The sequence below is a fragment of the Marinobacterium sp. NO-S09 genome (assembly GCF_059179545.1).
Genome location: NZ_CP168954.1, coordinates 3,444,228 through 3,461,581, shown reverse-complemented (window position 1 = coordinate 3,461,581; position 17,354 = coordinate 3,444,228). Strand labels below are relative to the sequence as shown.

Annotated in this window: 15 protein-coding genes; 7 read left to right on the top strand and 8 right to left on the bottom strand. The window is 55.0% G+C overall.

Annotated features, from left to right (window positions below; genetic code table 11):
- Window positions 1-39 precede the first annotated feature (39 nt).
- Together cysQ and O3C79_RS15995 are read left to right on the top strand one after the other, a co-directional pair.
- The gene (gene cysQ, locus O3C79_RS16000) at window positions 40-834 is read left to right on the top strand and encodes a 3'(2'),5'-bisphosphate nucleotidase CysQ (RefSeq protein ID WP_494383905.1); all 795 of its coding nucleotides are present in this window, start codon (window positions 40-42) and stop codon (window positions 832-834) included.
- A gap of 48 nt (window positions 835-882) precedes the next feature.
- Window positions 883-1,800 (top strand): GGDEF domain-containing protein, encoded by a 918-nt coding sequence (locus O3C79_RS15995; RefSeq protein ID WP_494383904.1) that lies wholly within the window; start codon window positions 883-885, stop codon window positions 1,798-1,800.
- Window positions 1,801-1,844: 44 nt separating this feature from the next.
- On the opposite strand, the gene O3C79_RS15990 is transcribed toward O3C79_RS15995, so the two are convergent.
- From O3C79_RS15990 to O3C79_RS15980, 3 genes are all read right to left on the bottom strand, one after another.
- Window positions 1,845-2,609 (bottom strand): DUF4197 domain-containing protein, encoded by a 765-nt coding sequence (locus O3C79_RS15990; RefSeq protein WP_494383903.1) that lies wholly within the window; start codon window positions 2,607-2,609, stop codon window positions 1,845-1,847.
- 37 nt (window positions 2,610-2,646) lie between these two features.
- Entirely contained in the window at window positions 2,647-4,503 is a 1,857-nt protein-coding gene (locus O3C79_RS15985) for an SLC13 family permease (protein ID WP_494383902.1), read from the bottom strand.
- 91 nt (window positions 4,504-4,594) lie between these two features.
- A complete protein-coding gene (locus O3C79_RS15980; RefSeq protein WP_494383901.1) occupies window positions 4,595-5,494 on the bottom strand; it encodes a DMT family transporter in 900 nt (299 codons plus the stop codon).
- 300 nt (window positions 5,495-5,794) lie between these two features.
- On the opposite strand from O3C79_RS15980, the gene O3C79_RS15975 reads away from it, so the two are divergent.
- The 5 genes from O3C79_RS15975 to fauA all read left to right on the top strand — a co-directional run bounded on the left by O3C79_RS15975 (window position 5,795) and on the right by fauA (window position 11,213).
- A complete protein-coding gene (locus O3C79_RS15975; protein WP_494383900.1) occupies window positions 5,795-6,070 on the top strand; it encodes a hypothetical protein in 276 nt (91 codons plus the stop codon).
- A gap of 32 nt (window positions 6,071-6,102) precedes the next feature.
- Window positions 6,103-7,587 carry a PepSY-associated TM helix domain-containing protein gene (locus O3C79_RS15970; protein WP_494385803.1) on the top strand — a complete coding sequence of 495 codons (1,485 nt, stop codon included), beginning with the start codon at window positions 6,103-6,105 and terminating at the stop codon, window positions 7,585-7,587.
- Window positions 7,584-7,847 (top strand): DUF3325 family protein, encoded by a 264-nt coding sequence (locus O3C79_RS15965; RefSeq protein WP_494383899.1) that lies wholly within the window; start codon window positions 7,584-7,586, stop codon window positions 7,845-7,847. Before O3C79_RS15970 ends, O3C79_RS15965 begins: the two co-directional genes overlap by 4 nt.
- A gap of 111 nt (window positions 7,848-7,958) precedes the next feature.
- Window positions 7,959-8,888, top strand: coding sequence for an AraC family transcriptional regulator (locus O3C79_RS15960; protein WP_494383898.1), 930 nt, complete (start codon window positions 7,959-7,961; stop codon window positions 8,886-8,888).
- 162 nt (window positions 8,889-9,050) lie between these two features.
- Window positions 9,051-11,213, top strand: a complete 2,163-nt coding sequence (gene fauA / locus O3C79_RS15955) for a TonB-dependent alcaligin siderophore receptor FauA (protein ID WP_494383897.1) — start codon at window positions 9,051-9,053, stop codon at window positions 11,211-11,213.
- Between the two features lie 102 nt (window positions 11,214-11,315).
- Here fauA and O3C79_RS15950 read toward each other — a convergent pair whose 3' ends face one another.
- The 5 genes from O3C79_RS15950 to O3C79_RS15930 all read right to left on the bottom strand — a co-directional run bounded on the left by O3C79_RS15950 (window position 11,316) and on the right by O3C79_RS15930 (window position 17,238).
- Complete coding sequence (locus O3C79_RS15950; protein WP_494383896.1) at window positions 11,316-12,245, bottom strand: exopolyphosphatase; 930 nt, start codon at window positions 12,243-12,245, stop codon at window positions 11,316-11,318.
- Window positions 12,246-12,378: 133 nt separating this feature from the next.
- Window positions 12,379-14,679 (bottom strand): bifunctional diguanylate cyclase/phosphodiesterase, encoded by a 2,301-nt coding sequence (locus O3C79_RS15945; protein WP_494383895.1) that lies wholly within the window; start codon window positions 14,677-14,679, stop codon window positions 12,379-12,381.
- Window positions 14,680-14,793: 114 nt separating this feature from the next.
- Window positions 14,794-15,549: a helix-turn-helix domain-containing protein gene (locus tag O3C79_RS15940; RefSeq protein ID WP_494383894.1), complete on the bottom strand. Its 756-nt coding sequence runs from the start codon at window positions 15,547-15,549 to the stop codon at window positions 14,794-14,796.
- A 79-nt stretch (window positions 15,550-15,628) separates the two neighbouring features.
- On the bottom strand, window positions 15,629-16,090 hold the full coding sequence (locus tag O3C79_RS15935; protein ID WP_076460440.1) for a DUF805 domain-containing protein: 462 nt from the start codon (window positions 16,088-16,090) through the stop codon (window positions 15,629-15,631).
- 209 nt (window positions 16,091-16,299) lie between these two features.
- Window positions 16,300-17,238, bottom strand: a complete 939-nt coding sequence (locus tag O3C79_RS15930; RefSeq protein WP_494383893.1) for a p-hydroxyphenylacetate 3-hydroxylase reductase component — start codon at window positions 17,236-17,238, stop codon at window positions 16,300-16,302.
- Between the last annotated feature and the right edge of the window lie 116 nt (window positions 17,239-17,354).

Genomic DNA, 17,354 nt, shown 5'->3' with positions numbered 1-17,354 from the left:
GGTTGGTACTGAAGATCCATCCATCCTTAAGGAGTCCCAATGCCCACTACATCCTTGGCGCTGAAAGAACTGCTGCAAAAGGTTGACGATATCGCCCGCCGCGCCGGTGATGCCATTATGCAGGTCTACGGTGAGGAGGATTTCGGCGTTGAGCACAAGGCGGATGACTCGCCCCTGACCCGAGCGGATCTGGCGGCGAACGATGTCATTCTTGATGGGTTGAGCCAGTTGCAGCCTCAGTTGCCGGTTCTGTCTGAAGAAGCAGTGGATGATTTTGCAGGACCGGATGCGCAGGGGCGTTACTGGCTGGTGGATCCGCTGGACGGCACCAAGGAGTTCATCAAGCGCAATGGCGAGTTCACCGTGAATATCGCGCTGATAGAACAGGGGCGTCCGGTGCTGGGCATCGTGTTTGCACCGGTACTGGCAACCCTGTGGAAGGGAGCTGAAGGTGTGGGCGCGTTGTGTGTCGATGCCGAGGGCCGCTCTGAAAATATGCAGGTCAGTACTCACCAACCGGGCACACCCTGGAAAGTTTTTGCCAGCCGCTCACACCTGGGGCCGCATACCCTGGCCTGGATGGAAGCCTTGGGTGAATACGAACTTATCCGTATGGGAAGTTCGATCAAGCTGTGTCTGGTTGCTGAGGGCAAGGGCGATCTCTATCCGCGGTTGGGGCCAACCTGTCTGTGGGATACGGCCGCTTCACACGCCATTATCAACGCGGCCGGTGGGCAGCTGTTGACGCCGGAAGGTGGGGAGCTCAGCTATGCCGACACCTCCGAAACACTCAATCCCCATTTTATTGTCTACGGTGGTACGTTGCCGGAGTAAGTGCCTGCTATTATCAAGGCAAAGGAATTGCCTGCGGAGTACCCAAACGTGTACCTGGACCGCGACCAGATGCTGGTGGTGCTGAATGCACTGCCCGATCCGGTGTTCGTGCTGACGGAAACCGGCCTCTATGCTGGCCTTTACGGCCATGCTGATCCCAAGTATTACCATGATGCCAAGGACCTTTTGGGGGCTTCTGTTCGGGATGTCATGCCTGCAGAGGTGGCTGAATCGATTATGGAGCATATCCAGGAAGCCCTGCACCGGAACGGCCTGCTCAAGGTGGAATATCCGCTGTCATCCCAGCAGGTCAAAGGGCTGGAGAACAGTGCTGGTCCCGGTGGCACGCTCTGGTTTGAAGGGCATGTGCAGCCCTTTCCCGGTCTGGTGGATGGTGAGCGAGCAGTTATTTGGGTGGCGCGCAATATTACCCGACGCAAACAACTGGAAGACGAACTGCTTGAGGCCAGCCAGACCGACCTGCTGACCCACGTGGCCAACCGTCGCCGGCTGATGGAAGTGCTGGAGTTTCACTTTGGTGCCTATCGCCGTTATCGCCACCCCATGGCATTGATCATGTTCGACCTGGATCATTTCAAGCAGCTCAATGACCGCTTTGGCCATCTGACCGGTGACCGCGTGCTGCGCTGTTTATGTGATTTGTGCCGTCAGGATCTGCGCGAAAATGACCTGTTGGCGCGCTTTGGTGGCGAAGAGTTTATGATTGTCTTGCCCAGTACGACAGCCGAGCGAGCGGCACAGACGGCCGAGCGTATTCGCACACATATATCCACGGGTGTAGTCGCCGAGTTGGACCAGGCACTCAATGTGACCATCAGCCTGGGTGTGAGTGAATTACTGGAGACTGACACTAGCCTGGAACAGGTTATTCAGCGGGTGGATGATGCGGTGTATCAGGCCAAGGATGAGGGCCGTGACCGGGTGGTGGTAAACACTACCGGTTGAACAGACCGAAGCCGGTTAAACACCGGCCTCGGTCAGGTTTGTGATTACTGTCCGAATACCGTCTCCAGCAGGTCGGTGGTACGGGCGACCGGGTTCTCGCGAATTTTCTTTTCTTCTTCTGCCAGGCGCAGGAAGAGTCCATCCAGTGCCGATTCAGTGACATGCTCGCCCAGGTTGGGGCTGAAACCTTTCACCATCGGCACCTGATCTTCGGCTGCGCTGACCAGCAGGTTATAGGCCTGAGTCACTCCCGCCTTATCCATGGCCTGCTCGACCAGAGGTTTGATGCGGGTGGTCAGTTCTTCACGGGTCTTGTCGTCAAAGTATTCGGTGGCCGCACTGTCGCCGCCGGAGTAGATACGTTTGGCATCATCCAGCGTCATCTGCTCCAGAGTATCGACAAACACGGGCGTGGCCACGCTGATGGCTTCTTCTGCAGCACTGTTCATGCTGGCTTCAAAGGCATCCACCTGTGAACCCAGACCATAGTCACGCATCAGACCGGCAACGGTATCCAGCATGCCCGGCATGGGAATACGAACATCGGCATGGTTAGCGTAGCCACCGTTGGCGGCCAGGGCGTCGATGGCGCGTTCACCGCCTACACGCAGGGCTTCCTTGAGCCCCTTGGCCAATGTATCAGTGTCCACACCCGCCGGGACGGGGGTACCGCTACTGCCGGTTCCGGTTTGTTCTTTGAGGATCTCTTCGCCCTGCTTGATTAGGTCATCCAGGCCTGCCTGGGCCGGCTGGGTCATTGCCAAAGACAAGGCAAGACCGGTAATGGCGAAACGGATAGGTGTTTTCATGGCAGACCTCATACAGAGTTCGGGGGAAGCGCACAGATTACAACGGCCAGACCAGCAACAACAACGGTAGACTGACAATCACCACCAGAATCGAGACCGGCAGCCCCATACGCCAGTAGTCACCGAACCGGAAACCACCCGGTCCCAGAATCAGCGTGTTGTTCTGGTGGCCAATGGGCGTTAAAAAGGCGCAGGAAGCGCCGATGGCGACGGCCATCAGAAATGCATCCGCACTAACGCCCAGTGTTGCGGCTGTTCCCAGCGCAATGGGGCACATGGCCGCAGCCGTCGCTGCATTGTTGACCACGCTGGAAATCACCATGGTCAGTACCAGAATGAGGCCAAGTGCAACCAGCTCATTGCCCTGGGCTACATAGTTCATCAAGTATTCTGATATCAGTGTAGCCGTGCCGGTGCTTTCCATTACGGCGGCGACCGGCATGAGTGCTCCCAGCAATACAATCACGGGCCAGTCGATGGCAGTGTAAACGGAACGCAGGGGCAGAGTGCGCAGTGCCATGGAGGCAAGAACACCGGCTGCAAAGGCGATGGCTGTGGGCAACAGCGCAAAAGCCGCAGCAGCTACTGAAGCAACCATGATCAAGCTGGCTTTCAGAGCCTGGCCGGGCTCAGGAAGGCGTAACTCACGTTCGGCCAGCGGGATACAGCTGGTATCTGCGGCAAACTCCGTTAGCGATTCTTCAGGGCCTTGTACCAGCAAGAGGTCGCCCGGCTTGATTTTCAATGTCTGCAGTCGTGCCCGGAAACGAGAGCCTTCACGGGATACTGCCAGCAGGTTGAGCCCGTACCGTTCGCGCAATTGGATATCCCGTGCCGAGCGACCCTGCAGCGAGGATTCTGTGCGCACTACCAGCTCCATAAGACCCATGCCGTCGCCGTTACTGTTTGCTTCGGTGGTCTCTTCCTCGGCTTCATCCTCGCTATCGTGGGTGTCAGTTTCCTCTTCGTTATCGGCACTTCTCTTCTCTTCCATTTCGGCTGCCGAAGCCGCTTCTTCAAGCTCCAGTCCGAGCGCGCTAAGCATTGCGGTCAGTGCTTCAACTTCAGCTTCGATCACCAGAATATCGCCGCTTTTGATGCGTCGGTTGGAAGCAGGGGCGTGCATACGGACGTTGTTACGAATCAGCCCGATGATCAGTGCTTCGGCCTCGCCCAGTTCCCGTTCCACTTCGCGCAGATGCATGCCCGAGGCTTTGCTGTCTTCTGGAACGCGGACCTCAGTGATATAGGCACCGGTATCAAAGCTTTCACTGCCGGGTTGTTTGCGCGCCGGCACCAGACGCCAGCCGGGCAGGGCGATAAACAGTACACATATGAGTGCGACGGAAAGACCGACCGCCGTGAAGTCGAACATGCCGTAGTGCTGGCCGATACTTTCGCTGCGAAAGCCGGCGACAATCAGGTTGGGGGGCGTGCCAATCAACGTGGTCATGCCCCCCAGGATGGTGCCGAATGACAGTGGCATCAGCACCTGGCCGGGTGTGAGGCTCAGCCGGCTAGATAGTTGCACTGCCACCGGCATCAACAGTGCCATGGCACCCACGTTGTTCATAAAGCCGGACAGAAAGGCCCCCAGCCCGGTCAGGGCGGCCAGGCTGAGCGTGGTCCCTGCCTGTTTGGGCAGTACATGGCGCGCCAGAATATCCACAGCCCCCGATACCTGCAGAGCCCGACTGAGCACCAGCACGCAAGCGACGGTTACCACGGCGGGGTGGGCAAAGCCGAGGAACGCGTCTGAAGCATCAATCAGCCCGGTCATTACACAGGCCAGGAGGGCTGCACCAGCGACCATATCATGGCGCCAGCGACCCCAGATAAACATCGCCATAGTGGCAAGCAGAATGAAGATGATCAGCAGCTGGTCGTAATCCATTATCCCTGTCTCGCGTGCTGTCGGAGGGAAAGGGAGCACTTGCTCCCAATGCTTTCAGACTAGCACAGAGGACCGGCGTAGCGCCTGTGGATTAATGTGTGTTGGCCGGTTGCTCTTTGTGTGAAGGGCGCAACCAGGCACGTACGGCGGGCCAGCGGTTCACCAGCATGGCAAAGAAGATCAATGCGCAGCCACTGAATTGTAGCAAGCTCATGGATTCACCCAGCCAGAGTGCCGCCAGCAGTGCGGTCCAGACTGGCTCAAGTGTCATGATGATGGCTGTGTGGCTTGCCGGTGCAAGACTTTGTCCCTTGGTCTGTACCGCGAAACGCAGGCTGGTCGCTATCAACGCACTGGCAATAAGCCAGCCCCAAATCTCGGGGGTCTGGTCGAAGCTCCATTCTTCCAGGAGCAACGAAATCACGCCGGTTATGAGGCCTGTAATCAGCAACTGAATGGCAGTCAGCGGCAGTATGGGCAAGCGTGCCGCTGCACGACTATTCAGAATAAACGTCAGCGAAAACAATAGCGCTGAGAGGAGAAAGAATACCTCCGCCAACCCCATATGGAATTCGCTATCCAATGACAGGCAGGCAAGTCCCGCAATCACAACCGGAATGGAATAAAACACATACGGGCCGGAGCGTTCACCAAAGAGTAAGCTGATAAGCGGCACGAGTACGACCCCCAACCCGGTCAGGAAAGCACCTACCCCTACGTGAGTTGTCATCTCCAACGCCAGTATCCAGAAGGTGAGGGCGGCACCGAAGAAGCTGCCAACCAGACAGGCGCTCTTCCACTCGGGGCGTGTAAGTGCACGCAGCGCTGTCCAGCCTAGGGCACCAATAATCAGTCCCGCACAGGTAAAACGCAACGCCATAAATAACAGCGGGGCGAATCCCTGAACCGCCTCGCGCGAGAAGATCCAGCCAGCTGCGGCCAGCAGCGTTGTCAGCAGTAACAGCAAATCGGCTTTGTGATGGGTAGACAAGATGAGCGTCCTTTGCGTTGTCGGGTGGCGTGAATCGGCTAAACAAGCTGGCCCCAGGGCCAGGCAATCAGCACGGCATATTATCAGAAAGTCGTAGCCGGGCGCTTGACCGAAAATAGCCATTGGTTGTCTCGAACACAGGAGAGAGTTGCGTAAATGACACTCCAGTTATCCGATCTGACGTAACGCCTATTCTCTTTGCCAAAGCCTTTAGCTGGCTGCTGCATCCGTTCAAACCCGTTATTAGACTCAAGCGGTTTTTTAATGGATGTAAGGCAATAGCCGCACAAGGACAGATACATGCCAGCCATATCTCGTTTTTACCTTGAACCCTTGCTCAGAACACAGGTTGCATTGCTGGGCGGATTTCTTTTGACGCGCTGGTTCAGTACAGCGGTTCTGGCGCTGGCCTGGTCCCCGGAGCAAGCGGTTGTAACCGGCATGCTGCTCGGCTTTGCTGTTTTTTCCGCGACGGTGATCTGGGTGTTTGTTGCCGCCAGTTTGCGTAATGCCTGCCTGGGGTTGGTGCCGCCTGCGCTGATACTGATTTACTTGAACAATGGAGTGGGTCTGTGATTGCGCCTTTGGGAGCACGTGTACGCCAACGTATGGCTCAGCTGCATCGGTGGACCGGTTTGCTGTTGGGCTGGTTGCTGTTTGTTATTTTCCTGACCGGGACACTGAGTTTTTTTCGTCAGGAGCTAACCCTGTGGATGCAGCCCGAGCGACCTTTCATCGTCGAGCCGATTCCTTCAAGTATTGCGCTTGAACAGGCCCATCTATACCTGCAACAGGCGGCACCGGAGGCGAGTTTCTGGACCATAACACTGCCGGGATCACGAGACCCGCTGCTTGATGTGAGCTGGCGAGGGCCCGACGGACGGGGGCAGGCCCTGCTGAATCCAGCGGATGGTGAAAGGGTAGACGTCAGAGATACCCGTGGTGGAGATTTCTTTTACCGGTTCCATTTTCAGCTGCACTACTTACCGGTGCTGTTTGCCCGATATCTGGTTGGCATTGCGGCCATGATGATGCTGATTGCACTCATTACCGGGGTTATAACGCACAAGAAAATCTTCAAGGACTTCTTCACTTTTCGTGGGGGAAAGGGCCAGAGGTCCTGGCTGGATGCTCACAATGGTTTTTCGGTGCTGGCCTTGCCGTTTCACTTGATGATCACGTACACCGGTCTGGTTACTCTGATGATGTTGTTCATCCCCTGGGGAGTGGAAAAGGCCTTTCCGGAGCGGGAACAGCGCCAACATCTGATCACGGATGTATTTGCATTTTTGCCTGCTGAACCAGGCTCAGATGAACGGGCCTCTATGCTGTCATGGTCTGAGTTGTTGGCGAAAGCTGAAACGCACTGGCAAGGGGCTGAATTGGGGCGTGTTCAGATTGCCAACCCCGGGGACAGGAATGCCAAAATTCTTTTGCAAGCACACAGCGATCAACCGGATATTTTGGGTGTATCAGGGCATCCGCCTTTCATGGTGCTTAACGCCGTGACGGGGGAGTTGCTGCGAGAAAAGGTTTCAGCACCTGCCTACGATAGCTACGGCATTTTGCTGGGACTGCATCTGGGGCGTTTTGCCGATTGGCCGGGCCGATGGCTTTACGTGCTTTTGGGAGGGGCTGGGTGCGGCATGCTGGCCACAGGCCTAGTACTCTGGACCAACAAGCGGCGCAAGAAAGCGGATCATTCTCGCATAGGTCTCGCTCTGGTCGACACGCTTAACATCGCCACTCTTGCCGGGTTTCCTGTGGCGCTGCTGGGTCTGTTCTGGCTCAACCGCATTTTACCAAACACGCTGCCAGCGCGCGCAGACTGGGAAATCCACGGGCTGTTTATGGTTTGGCTGCTGATGTTTGTACATGCCGTCATACGGCCGCGTACACAGGCATGGCGAGAGCAATGGTGGCTGGCAGGTGTGCTGCTGCTGGGGCTTCCCGTACTGAATATGGTTACAACTGATAGAGGAGGGCTGACCGCCTGGATGAATGGCGACTGGCTGTACGTGGGGTTTGATATTGCATCATTCATGATGGCGGCATTGGCCTTCAGGTTTGCACGGCAGGAGCAAACAGCATGATGCTGCATCTGGCAATTCTGGTCCTGTCCATTGGCGGGTTTCAGTTACTGGCACTGGCGCGCTCTAAAATCACCGCTCGGAGGCAGAAAGTGCTGTTCTGGCTGGCCTGGTTACTGCTACTGGTTGCCTTGACGTTGTCGGTATCCTACTGGCGTCTTGGCCCTGGGCTAGCGCTATGGACGGGATATCTGAGTGCAGGAGCCGGCACGGTTTTTCTGGTGCGGTTGATACTTGCCAGGTTTGGGCTCGAAGTGAAGTAAAAAGGCTGGCTTCAATTTAGTGATATTAATTGATAATCGTTTGTATTTGCATTCATTGTTTTGGTTAGGCTAGGATGGTGTTAAATCCCCACCTTAGTTGTGAAACCATCTATGCAGTACAGCCATTCAGCGGGTGTATTCGATACCCGTACTTTCACTGATCAGGACCTGCTCACATTCGGCAAGCGTTATGCACTGGATTACCGTTTTCCGGATGCACTCCGTTCCAGCAATATTCTTGAAGGGCAGGTAAGGGAGTTGAGCCTGCGTTCGGGTATGCAACTGGTTTACTCGAATGTTCAGGTCATGGAGACCTACGCGTCCAGTTCGTTGGATCCGGCACCGCTCAATATCATTATCATGCTTCAGGGGAGCGTCAGTCTGAGCCTAGGTCAGGAGCGCGTTGAACTAAGAGAGAAAATGGCACTTACGCTGAGCCTGGAACGTGAAATGCAATTGGATGCGCTTCAGTTGAGCGGCCAGAATCTCAAAGTGCTGACCCTGAGCCTTGATCAGGCTGCATTGGCTCACTTACAGGTACCAGAGCAACGAAAAAGCGGCTGGACCGTCTGGCGTTTGCCTGAATATCTGTATCAGGGGCTGATGCAATTTCGGGGCGATATGAACCTTTCTCAGATGTATCTGGAAGGCCTGAGTCTGCAGATTTTGTCTAAAGGGCTGGTGCTCGATAATTCATCCGCAAAATCAGAAGATGTTCGTTTACCGCCCCAGGAACGCCTGCGTCTGGAGCGGGTACGTGACCTGATTGTGGCCAGCCCTCAAGAAGGCTACAGCTTAAGTGAGCTGGCACAGGTTGCTGCCATGAGCCCCAGTAGCTTGCGCAGCAAGTTCAAGGCCTGTTATGGCCACACGTTATTCGATTTCATCAAGGAGCAGCGCCTGCAAAGGGCACGGGAATATCTGTTGCAAGGGTTCAGTGTGCAACAGGCGGCCAACTTCTCCGGTTACAGTTATGCCACCAACTTCACCACCGCCTTTCGCAAGTATTTTGGCGTTGCTCCCAGCTCGCTCATCAGGTAAACCTTATGCGCCTGAATAGACATTCTGTCATCTGGCATAGCTCAAACCGCATTGAGTGTTAAATAATAACAATTCTTATTCAAGGTGGCTTTCGACCCGATAACTCACCCCAATGGGGACGGAAGCAACAGGATATTCAATGCGGTTTGGAGAAGTAGCTCTATGTTTCTTGATCCCTTATCACACAGGCGTGCTGGCCGATTCAGCGTACTCACAGCCCCTCTCTTGCTCAGTACGCCTGTATTGGCTGAAACGACTCAGCTTGAGCAGGATACGGTTGTTGTAACAGGTCGTCAGCTATCGGCTGACTCAGAGCAGCGAGACAGTTATGCCCCTGGCGCCAGTACAACTGCAACCAGTTTGCCGCTCTCTATCAAGGAGACCCCTCAGGCTGTCAGCGTTCTCACACACCAGCAGATAAAAGACCAGGGGCTCAATACCAGCGGTGACATCATGCACCGTGCCCCCGGTGTCTCGATGACCCGGAGTGACAGTAACCGCTTTAACTATTCTGCCCGTGGCTACTCAATCAGCACTTACCAGTTCGACGGCTTGATGACCCCCATTCAGGGCTACTGGAATTTTGGTGATACTGACTGGGACAGTGCCATTTATGACCGCATTGAGGTTGTTCGCGGTGCAACAGGTCTTCTCACCGGGGCCGGAGATCCCTCTGCCAGTGTCAACTTCATCCGCAAGAAACCACTACTGGAATCGGCTGCCAGCCTCAGTGGTGATATCGGACGCTGGGACAAGCGTCGAGTGGTCGCAGACGTATCCACGCCTTTTGGTGAGTCGGGACGAACCGCTGCGCGCTTCATAGCCGTCCAGGATCAGCAGGACACGCATGTGGATGGCATGGAGCATGACAAGGAAACCTATTACGGTGTCATCAATTCACAGCTCACGGCCCGAACCGATGTCAGCCTGGGGATAGAGTACCAGCACAACCAGACGGATGGCGCCGGTGCCGGTTTTCCCATGTTTTATGCTGACGGCAGTCTGACCGACTTTGACCGTTCGGCCAGCAACAATACGGACTGGTCTCGCTTTTTTAACGAAACCACACGTGCCTTCATGGATGTGAACCACTACCTGGATAATGGCTGGCGACTGCGTGCGGCCTATAGCTATGACGATGGCAACTATGGTCTGTCTTACCTGTTCCGGGGCGGTTTTCCTGATCAGGAAACAGGCGAGGGCATGACAGCCTATTTTGCCAATTATCGAGGAGATCGCAGTCGTCAGGATCTGCACTTTACTGCAGAGGGCCCCTTTGAGCTTTGGGGCCGAGAGCATGAAGCTGCTTTCGGCTGGGTGCGTACGCAGGATGATCTGGATATGCGTTTAGCCTCACCGGCGGGGGCCGCGCCGGGTATTGGTGGCTACTTCGATGGCAAGGGTGACCCTGTGGTTGAACCCGAGTGGGGCGCCTATGGCAGTGTCGATGACAGCAAGCTGGTACAAACAGGGGCTTATGGTGTCACTCGCTTGTCTCTGGCCGACCCTCTGCACCTTGTAGCGGGCATGAGATTCAGTGACTGGAAGTTGAAGCAGGACTATTACGGTGACCACCGCAGCTACTCCTATAGTAACGAACTCACGCCCTATGCGGGGTTGATCTACGATTTTGATGATCGCTTCAGTAGCTATGTCAGCTATACGGAAATTTTCCAGACGCAGAATGTCCGCTCTGCCAATGGCTCCCTGCTGGACCCGATCACCGGGCGCAACTATGAAGTTGGTTTGAAGGCTTCATTGGCAGAGGAACTTGATCTTAACCTGGCGGTCTTCCGCAGCGAGCAGGACGGGTTGGGAGAAGCGATCCCCGGAGAAACGGTGAATGGTCGCCCCGATACACAGGCATATAGGGCCACTGAGGGTGCCACCGTGGAAGGTTTTGAGGCAGAGCTGGTCGGTCGTCTGGCACCGGGCTGGAACCTGAATGCCAGCTATACTTTGGCAAGTCCTAAAACCGCCGAGGGGGACCATATGAACACGACCCATCCGCGTCAGCAGGCGAAACTGTTTACCAGCTACCAGTTCGCGGATGACTGGCGTGCGTTGCGCGTGGGCGGTGGTGTGCGTTGGCAGAGTGATATCTACCGCAATACCCGTGGGCCGAATGGTACAACCCGAGTGTCACAGGGCAGTTATTCCGTAGTTGATCTGATGGCGCGTTATGAATTTACGCCGGACCTCAGTGCTCAGCTGAACCTGAATAACCTGTTCGATAAGGAATATTACGACCAGGTAGGCTTCTACAGTCAGGCCTGGTGGGGGGCGCCGCGTAATGTGCGACTCTCTTTGAGCTACGATTTCTAGAGACGGGATAACTGGCGTGTGCCAGCGTCAGTCGCATGGATGCTGGATAAGGACCGGTCATTGACCGGTCCGACTTTATCTATAGGTAAACGAAGAGCGCTATCAACCGTCAGCGTTAATACGCGTGATCAGTTCATTCAGTACGGCTTCAGCACGATCATTTTCCACCTGGCAAGTGCCGGCTGCGTGGTGACCACCACCGCCATATTCCAGCATCAGCTCACCCACATTGGTTTTGGAGCCGCGGTCGAAAATGGACTTGCCGGTAGCGAAAACGGTGTTCTGCTGTTTAAGCCCCCACATGACGTGGATGGAAATGTTGCACTCAGGGTAAAGCGCATAAATCATGAAGCGGTTACCGGCCCAGATCTGCTCTTCATTGCGCAGGTCCAGAACGACCAGGTTGTTGTGTACGGTGGCACAGCGTTTTACCTGTTCCCTGAACTTGGCTTCCTGCTCGAAATACAGCTCTACACGCTCTTTTACGTCCGGCAGGCTCAGGATCTCTTCGATACTGTGGTTTTTGCAGTAGTCGATCAGGTCCATCATCAGGGCGTAGTTGGAGATGCGGAATTCGCGGAATCGGCCCAGGCCGGTGCGGGCATCCATCAGGAAGTTAAGCAGCACCCAGCCTTTGGCGTTAAGGACTTCATCCTGAGTGAACTGTGCTGAGTCACCCTTGTCCACGGCTTCCATCATCTCATCCCAGGCAGCCGGGAAAGCATCATGGCCACCGTAATGCTTCCATACCACGCGTGCTGCTGAAGGCGCATCGGGATCGATAATGTGGTTGTCCACTTTTTCGTTACGGATGGTTTCAGAGAGGTGGTGGTCAAAGGCCAGGTTAACGCCTTTCACGTAAGGGAGGTTGGTGGTGATATCACGGTCAGTAATATCGACTTTTCCATCCTGCATGTCCTTGGGGTGAACAAACTTGATATCGTCAATCAGATCCAGATGTTTAAGCAATACGGCACAGACAAGGCCGTCAAAATCACTGCGTGTAACAAGGCGAAATTTATCAGCGGACATCAGCAACAGCTCCCAGTGTTAAGTTGACCGTAGCAAGAAAGTAACACAGCCGCATGAACGGCTGAAGCCGAGCGTACTGCGGGACTACAAATATACTGCAATAGACTGGCTCCGGCGCTGCAACTCAAGTCGATTAATGAGCCTTGAATGGCATTCCCCGGCTGTCTTGCGTGCAGATTTCCAGAATGCGTTCCAGACGTTCAGGTCGGCTGAAGTAATACCCCTGAAAACGGCGGCACCCCATGCTCATCAGTTTTTCTGCCTGCGCCTGCAGTTCAACGCCTTCAACAACTACATCCATTGCGTGGCTTTGCGCAATAAAAATGATGCTGCGAATCATGTTAGCTGCTCGCGGATCATCAAGCATGCTATCCACGAAACTCTTATCCACCTTCAACTCATTCAGTGGCAGGTCTCGCAGCAGGCTGAGCGAGGAAAAGCCGGTGCCGAAATCATCCATGGACAGGCGGATACCCTGATCCTGCAGCCGCTTGATGGTATTGAGCACCTGGTCGACGTTGGTCATGACAAGGCTTTCGGTAATCTCCAGTACCAGCTCCTGTGGCGGAACCTGGTGGGTGTGCAGCAGGTGCATCACCTCTTTGACAAACTGTGGCTGTTCGAACTGGATCACCGAAATGTTGATGGCCAGATCGAGCCCATGACCAAGCTTTTCGCGCAGTTCTGCATACTCCTTGAGGCTGGTATCAAGCACGAAGTGTCCCAGAGAGAGCATCAAGCCACTTTGTTCTGCGACACCGACAAACTCCTGAGGGGAAACGGCACCCAGCTCTTCATCCTGCCAGCGGACCAGGGCTTCAAGGCCGACCACAAGGCCCTCATTGTCCACCTGTGGCTGATACACCATATGCAGATGTTTATCGGTAAGCGCCAGGCGCAGGCGCTGTTCAACCACCAGCTGGCGCAAGTAATCCATCTCCATCTCGGAGCGGTAAAGGCTGACAGAGTTCCGGTTGTTCTTGGCTCGATACAGCGCCAGGTGAGCACTGCGCAGCAGCTTGCTGGTGGAGTCTCCGTGCCCCGGGTAGAAGGCAATACCGGCACTGGCGGTCAGTTGCAGGTTGAGGCGTCCGATGGCCATGTTGGTTGCCAAATCCTTTAACAGCTCTTCACAGACTCTTTGCTGCTCATCGGGGTTCGTATTCTCGCTGACAATGACAAACTCATCACCGCCAAGGCGGGCCAGATGGTTGCCGGGGTTAGTACCACAAAGAACGGTCAGTTGATCACTGAAGGCCACCAGGGTTTCATCCCCGATATCCTGCCCAAAACGGTCATTAATGCCCTTGAAATGGTCAATGTTGATGATAACAAGACAGAATGAGTGCTGGCGCTCGACCTGCTCATCCAACACCTGGAACAGACCGGCGCGGTTGAGCAGTCCGGTCAGGTCGTCATGACAGGAGTGGTATAGCAGCTCTTCGCGGCGCTCACGTTCGGCACGGTGAATAACACGGAACAATGCGTACAGGACGCTAAAGATCAGGATGAAGACGGTCAGGTATTGCAGGAGTGTGGCGCGAAACTCGGCTTTTAATGGCGTGAGGCTGGTTTCGGACAGTGTCCAAAGTTGATAGCGCCGGTTGAATATGGCGGCTGTGATATAGGCTTCGCCATCGTACTCATTGGAGAATGAGACGGCACGATCCAGTGCTTTCACTTCATCGACCGTCATGCTGATTTCTTCGGTATAGCCCTGCCGGTTCTCGTCCCGTTGTTCGGTTGTTATCTGTGGCCGTGTATAGATCGCCGGCCCCACCGCGTTGGGCGCGATGTACTGTAAGTAGCCATCGGCTTCACGGTACAGCTTGATAATATCGTTTGGTCTGTTGCGCACACTGGAGCTGAACACGATACCGGGTGTATTCATCCGCAGGCCGCCAGTCATCACGGCCAGCACTTCACCATTGGGTGAGCGCAGTGCCTTGCGAATGGGGATCACCCAGGCGTCAAGAGCAGGCAGGAAGTAAGTACGGCCCAGCACCATTTTGTCGGACATCAGAGCTTGTTCAAAACTGGCAGCGCTTTCGGGTTGGGTACGCAAGTTGGGCAGTTTGCTGAGGTCCAGATTGGAACTGACTCTGACCAGAGTGCCGTCAGGCCGGGCCAGGCCAAACCCGAGCATGCTTTTGTCGACTGCCAGGATATTATCCAGCAAGGGGAGCTGCTGGCTGTTATCAAACATCTGCTCGTTGGAAATAAGCTCCCGGCCAATGACATCCAACACAAGCTCCTGAGTATGGAGCACGCTGTTGACGGCCTGGGAGATCAGTTCGGCTCTGTTTTGATGGTAGGTTCTGTGTTCATCGTAGAGAGATTGCCAGCGCGCATACAGAATGACGCTCAGCAGCACTGCGCCTCCGAGAAGGATAAGCCAGAAGAGGGTCCATAGATTGCGCTTCAATGCTGCCATCTGAATTCCTGATTTGGGGGGATTCCTGTCTCACCCTTTCATTCACAGTACCATTTAAGGCTAAATTTTATACAGCAGGCAAGTGACCGGCATCATGTAAATGCGGTATCAAGTTCAAGTACAGAGCGCGAATAGCTGGGCCCGGCTGGAAATCCCCAGTTTTTCGTAGGCGCGTTTTCGATAAGTAATGATGCTGCTGACAGCTACATCAAGCTCGGCGGCAATGGCTTCATTTTTCTTGCCCCTGAGCACCGCCTGACATACTTGCTGTTCGCGTTCAGACAAAAAGGCGAGAGGCCCTTCCTGGCGCAGGTGCTCATTGAGTTGAAAGTGCTTGCTGACCAGAATGCTGATAAGTCCACACACCGTATGTTCAAAACTCTTGTCGTCAAAGCGCTCATCAAAACCGGGGTCACGGCGGTACAGGTTGATGTAGTAGTTACCCTGCTCGGTTCCTCGGAGAATAGAGATCTTGTCGCTGAAGCCCGGCGTTTCAAAAAATGCCTTGCGGTAATGCAGCCCCATATCGCCACTTACTGAATTGAAGCGCACGATTTCAACATCACCGGGCCTGAGTGTTTTGAGCAGCTGAAAGTTGGGGTCCTGAAGATAGTGGCGCTCGCTCACATAGGCTTCGGCCAGACGCTTGCCCGAGGCCTCACGGGCATAATCCTTGTAGATCAGTGTTGAGACGCGCTCGCCATCCGGGCAGTAAAACACCATGCACTGCTCGGTGCCGAATTCTTGTTGCAGCCAGTTGAGAAAAATATCGTAAAAGGCAGCCGTTCCCAGCTGCTCCAGGGTCTTGAGTACATCAGCTGAGGGTATCCAGCCTGAGGCTAACGTATGGAGCTGTTTTGTATCCGGCATTGCTTCGAGGGGACTCCTGTCAGCGCCTGGCATTAAGGCGCATGTGTTTGTCCCCTTGATTATAACCCCATAGGGCTTGCTAGAGCGTCATGCCGGCCATCAACAAGGGCGCGCTGCTGAACAGCAGGTTGATGAGGGTAATCCAGTGCCAAATCAGCAATGCCAATGGTAACAAGGCCGGGATGAGTAGCCACCTGGGGCTTTTGGGTGGTGCCTTACCGAAGCGGTTATCGTCCCGGTCGCCGGGCACTGTTGCCAGAATCAGGTAAATAAAGGGAGCTGCGGGAGGGATGAGGTAAGTGAGCGACCAGAAGCCACTGGCACCGGCGTCACGATAACGCTGAGCGGCCATTTTGAGGGCGACCAGGTTGAATACAACGACCGTGGCAAGGGTGAAGGTCAGAAGACTGGAATCCTCGGGCGTAGCCAGAAGCGCCCAGAGTGTCAGAGGCGCGAAGGCAAGCAGGTGCCAGAGGTTGAAATACGCCATGAAGCGCAAACGGCTGAGCCGTCCGAAGCCCAGAACAAGTTCCTTTTTCATACTCAATTCCCATCCGTTGGGTCGGTTTGATTGCTGCAGGCCCGAATGCCAGAGCGCATGACATTATAGTGCCACTGAAGTGGTCAGAGAAGTATCAGGCGGGAAAACCGGGGTACTTTGGTTCCGCTGTTGCCGTCTCTTTCAACATCGGCAGTACCCCAGAGGTGACCGGCACCAGGGCCGGTCGAGTTGGAAAGCAAGCAATACAATTACTGAGCGGCGAGGGTGCTCAGTACTTTTTTGAAGGTGGCCAGCTCTTCATCGCTGAACTGGCTGAACATCTTGTCCTGCTCTTCCTCTGACAGGCGCCAAAGGGCTTCTGCCTGTTCGATACCCTGCTCTGTGATGTCGTAGCAATCGTCCGCAGAGGTGATTAGGCCTTTGCGCTGCAGAATATCGGTGGCTTCTTTTACCTCGATATCCGGCATGTTGACCTCTTTGAGCAGGTCTTTCAGGCTCAGTTTCGGGTTGGCCTGCAGTACCATCAGCATGCGTGCTTCGCTGGTGCGCAGTCCGGTGGACAGCTGCAGCGGGGCGTAGTCAGCCTGGTAGCTGCGCACTGCCTGGGTCATCAGGTAGTAAAGGTTATCGCTCAGGCGGCCTTCCAGTTTCTGCACGGCTTCCGGCTGTTCTTCGGTGTTGGCCGGGAAGCGGGAGTGCGGCATGACAACAGAGTAGCTGCCCTGGTGGTATACCAGCGGGGCGCGGCCAGCATCTTCAAATGCGACAACCTTGCCGATCAGGATCCAGTGGTCACCGCCGTCTAGGGTTTCATAGGATTCACACTGGAAGCAGGCAGAGGTGTGTGGCAGTACCGGTGCGCCACCGAAACCTTCGCTGTATTCAACGCCAGCGAATTTGTCATCGCTGGGGCGAGCGAAGTGGTTAGACACATCAATCTGGTCAGCAGCCAGGATGTTAACAGCGAAATGCGACGCCTGTTCGAAAATCTCGCAGCTGCCGGATCGCTTGTCGATGCTCCACAGGATCAGTGCGGGATCCAGAGATACCGAGTTGAAGCTGTTGGCAGTAACGCCAGTCTTTTCACCAGAGGGAGTCTGGGCGGTAATAACCGTGATACCGGTGGCAAAGTTGCCCAGTGCACGGCGGAAGGCTTTAGGATCGAATTCAGTGACTTGATTGCTCATGGCAGCACCTGGATGTTGGGTTCTTATGGTCGGCTACAAAACCGTATACAGCATATGACGAGAGCAGGCGGGGTATGGTCGCCTGCGGTTTTGCAGATTACCCCTGAAACAGGGAC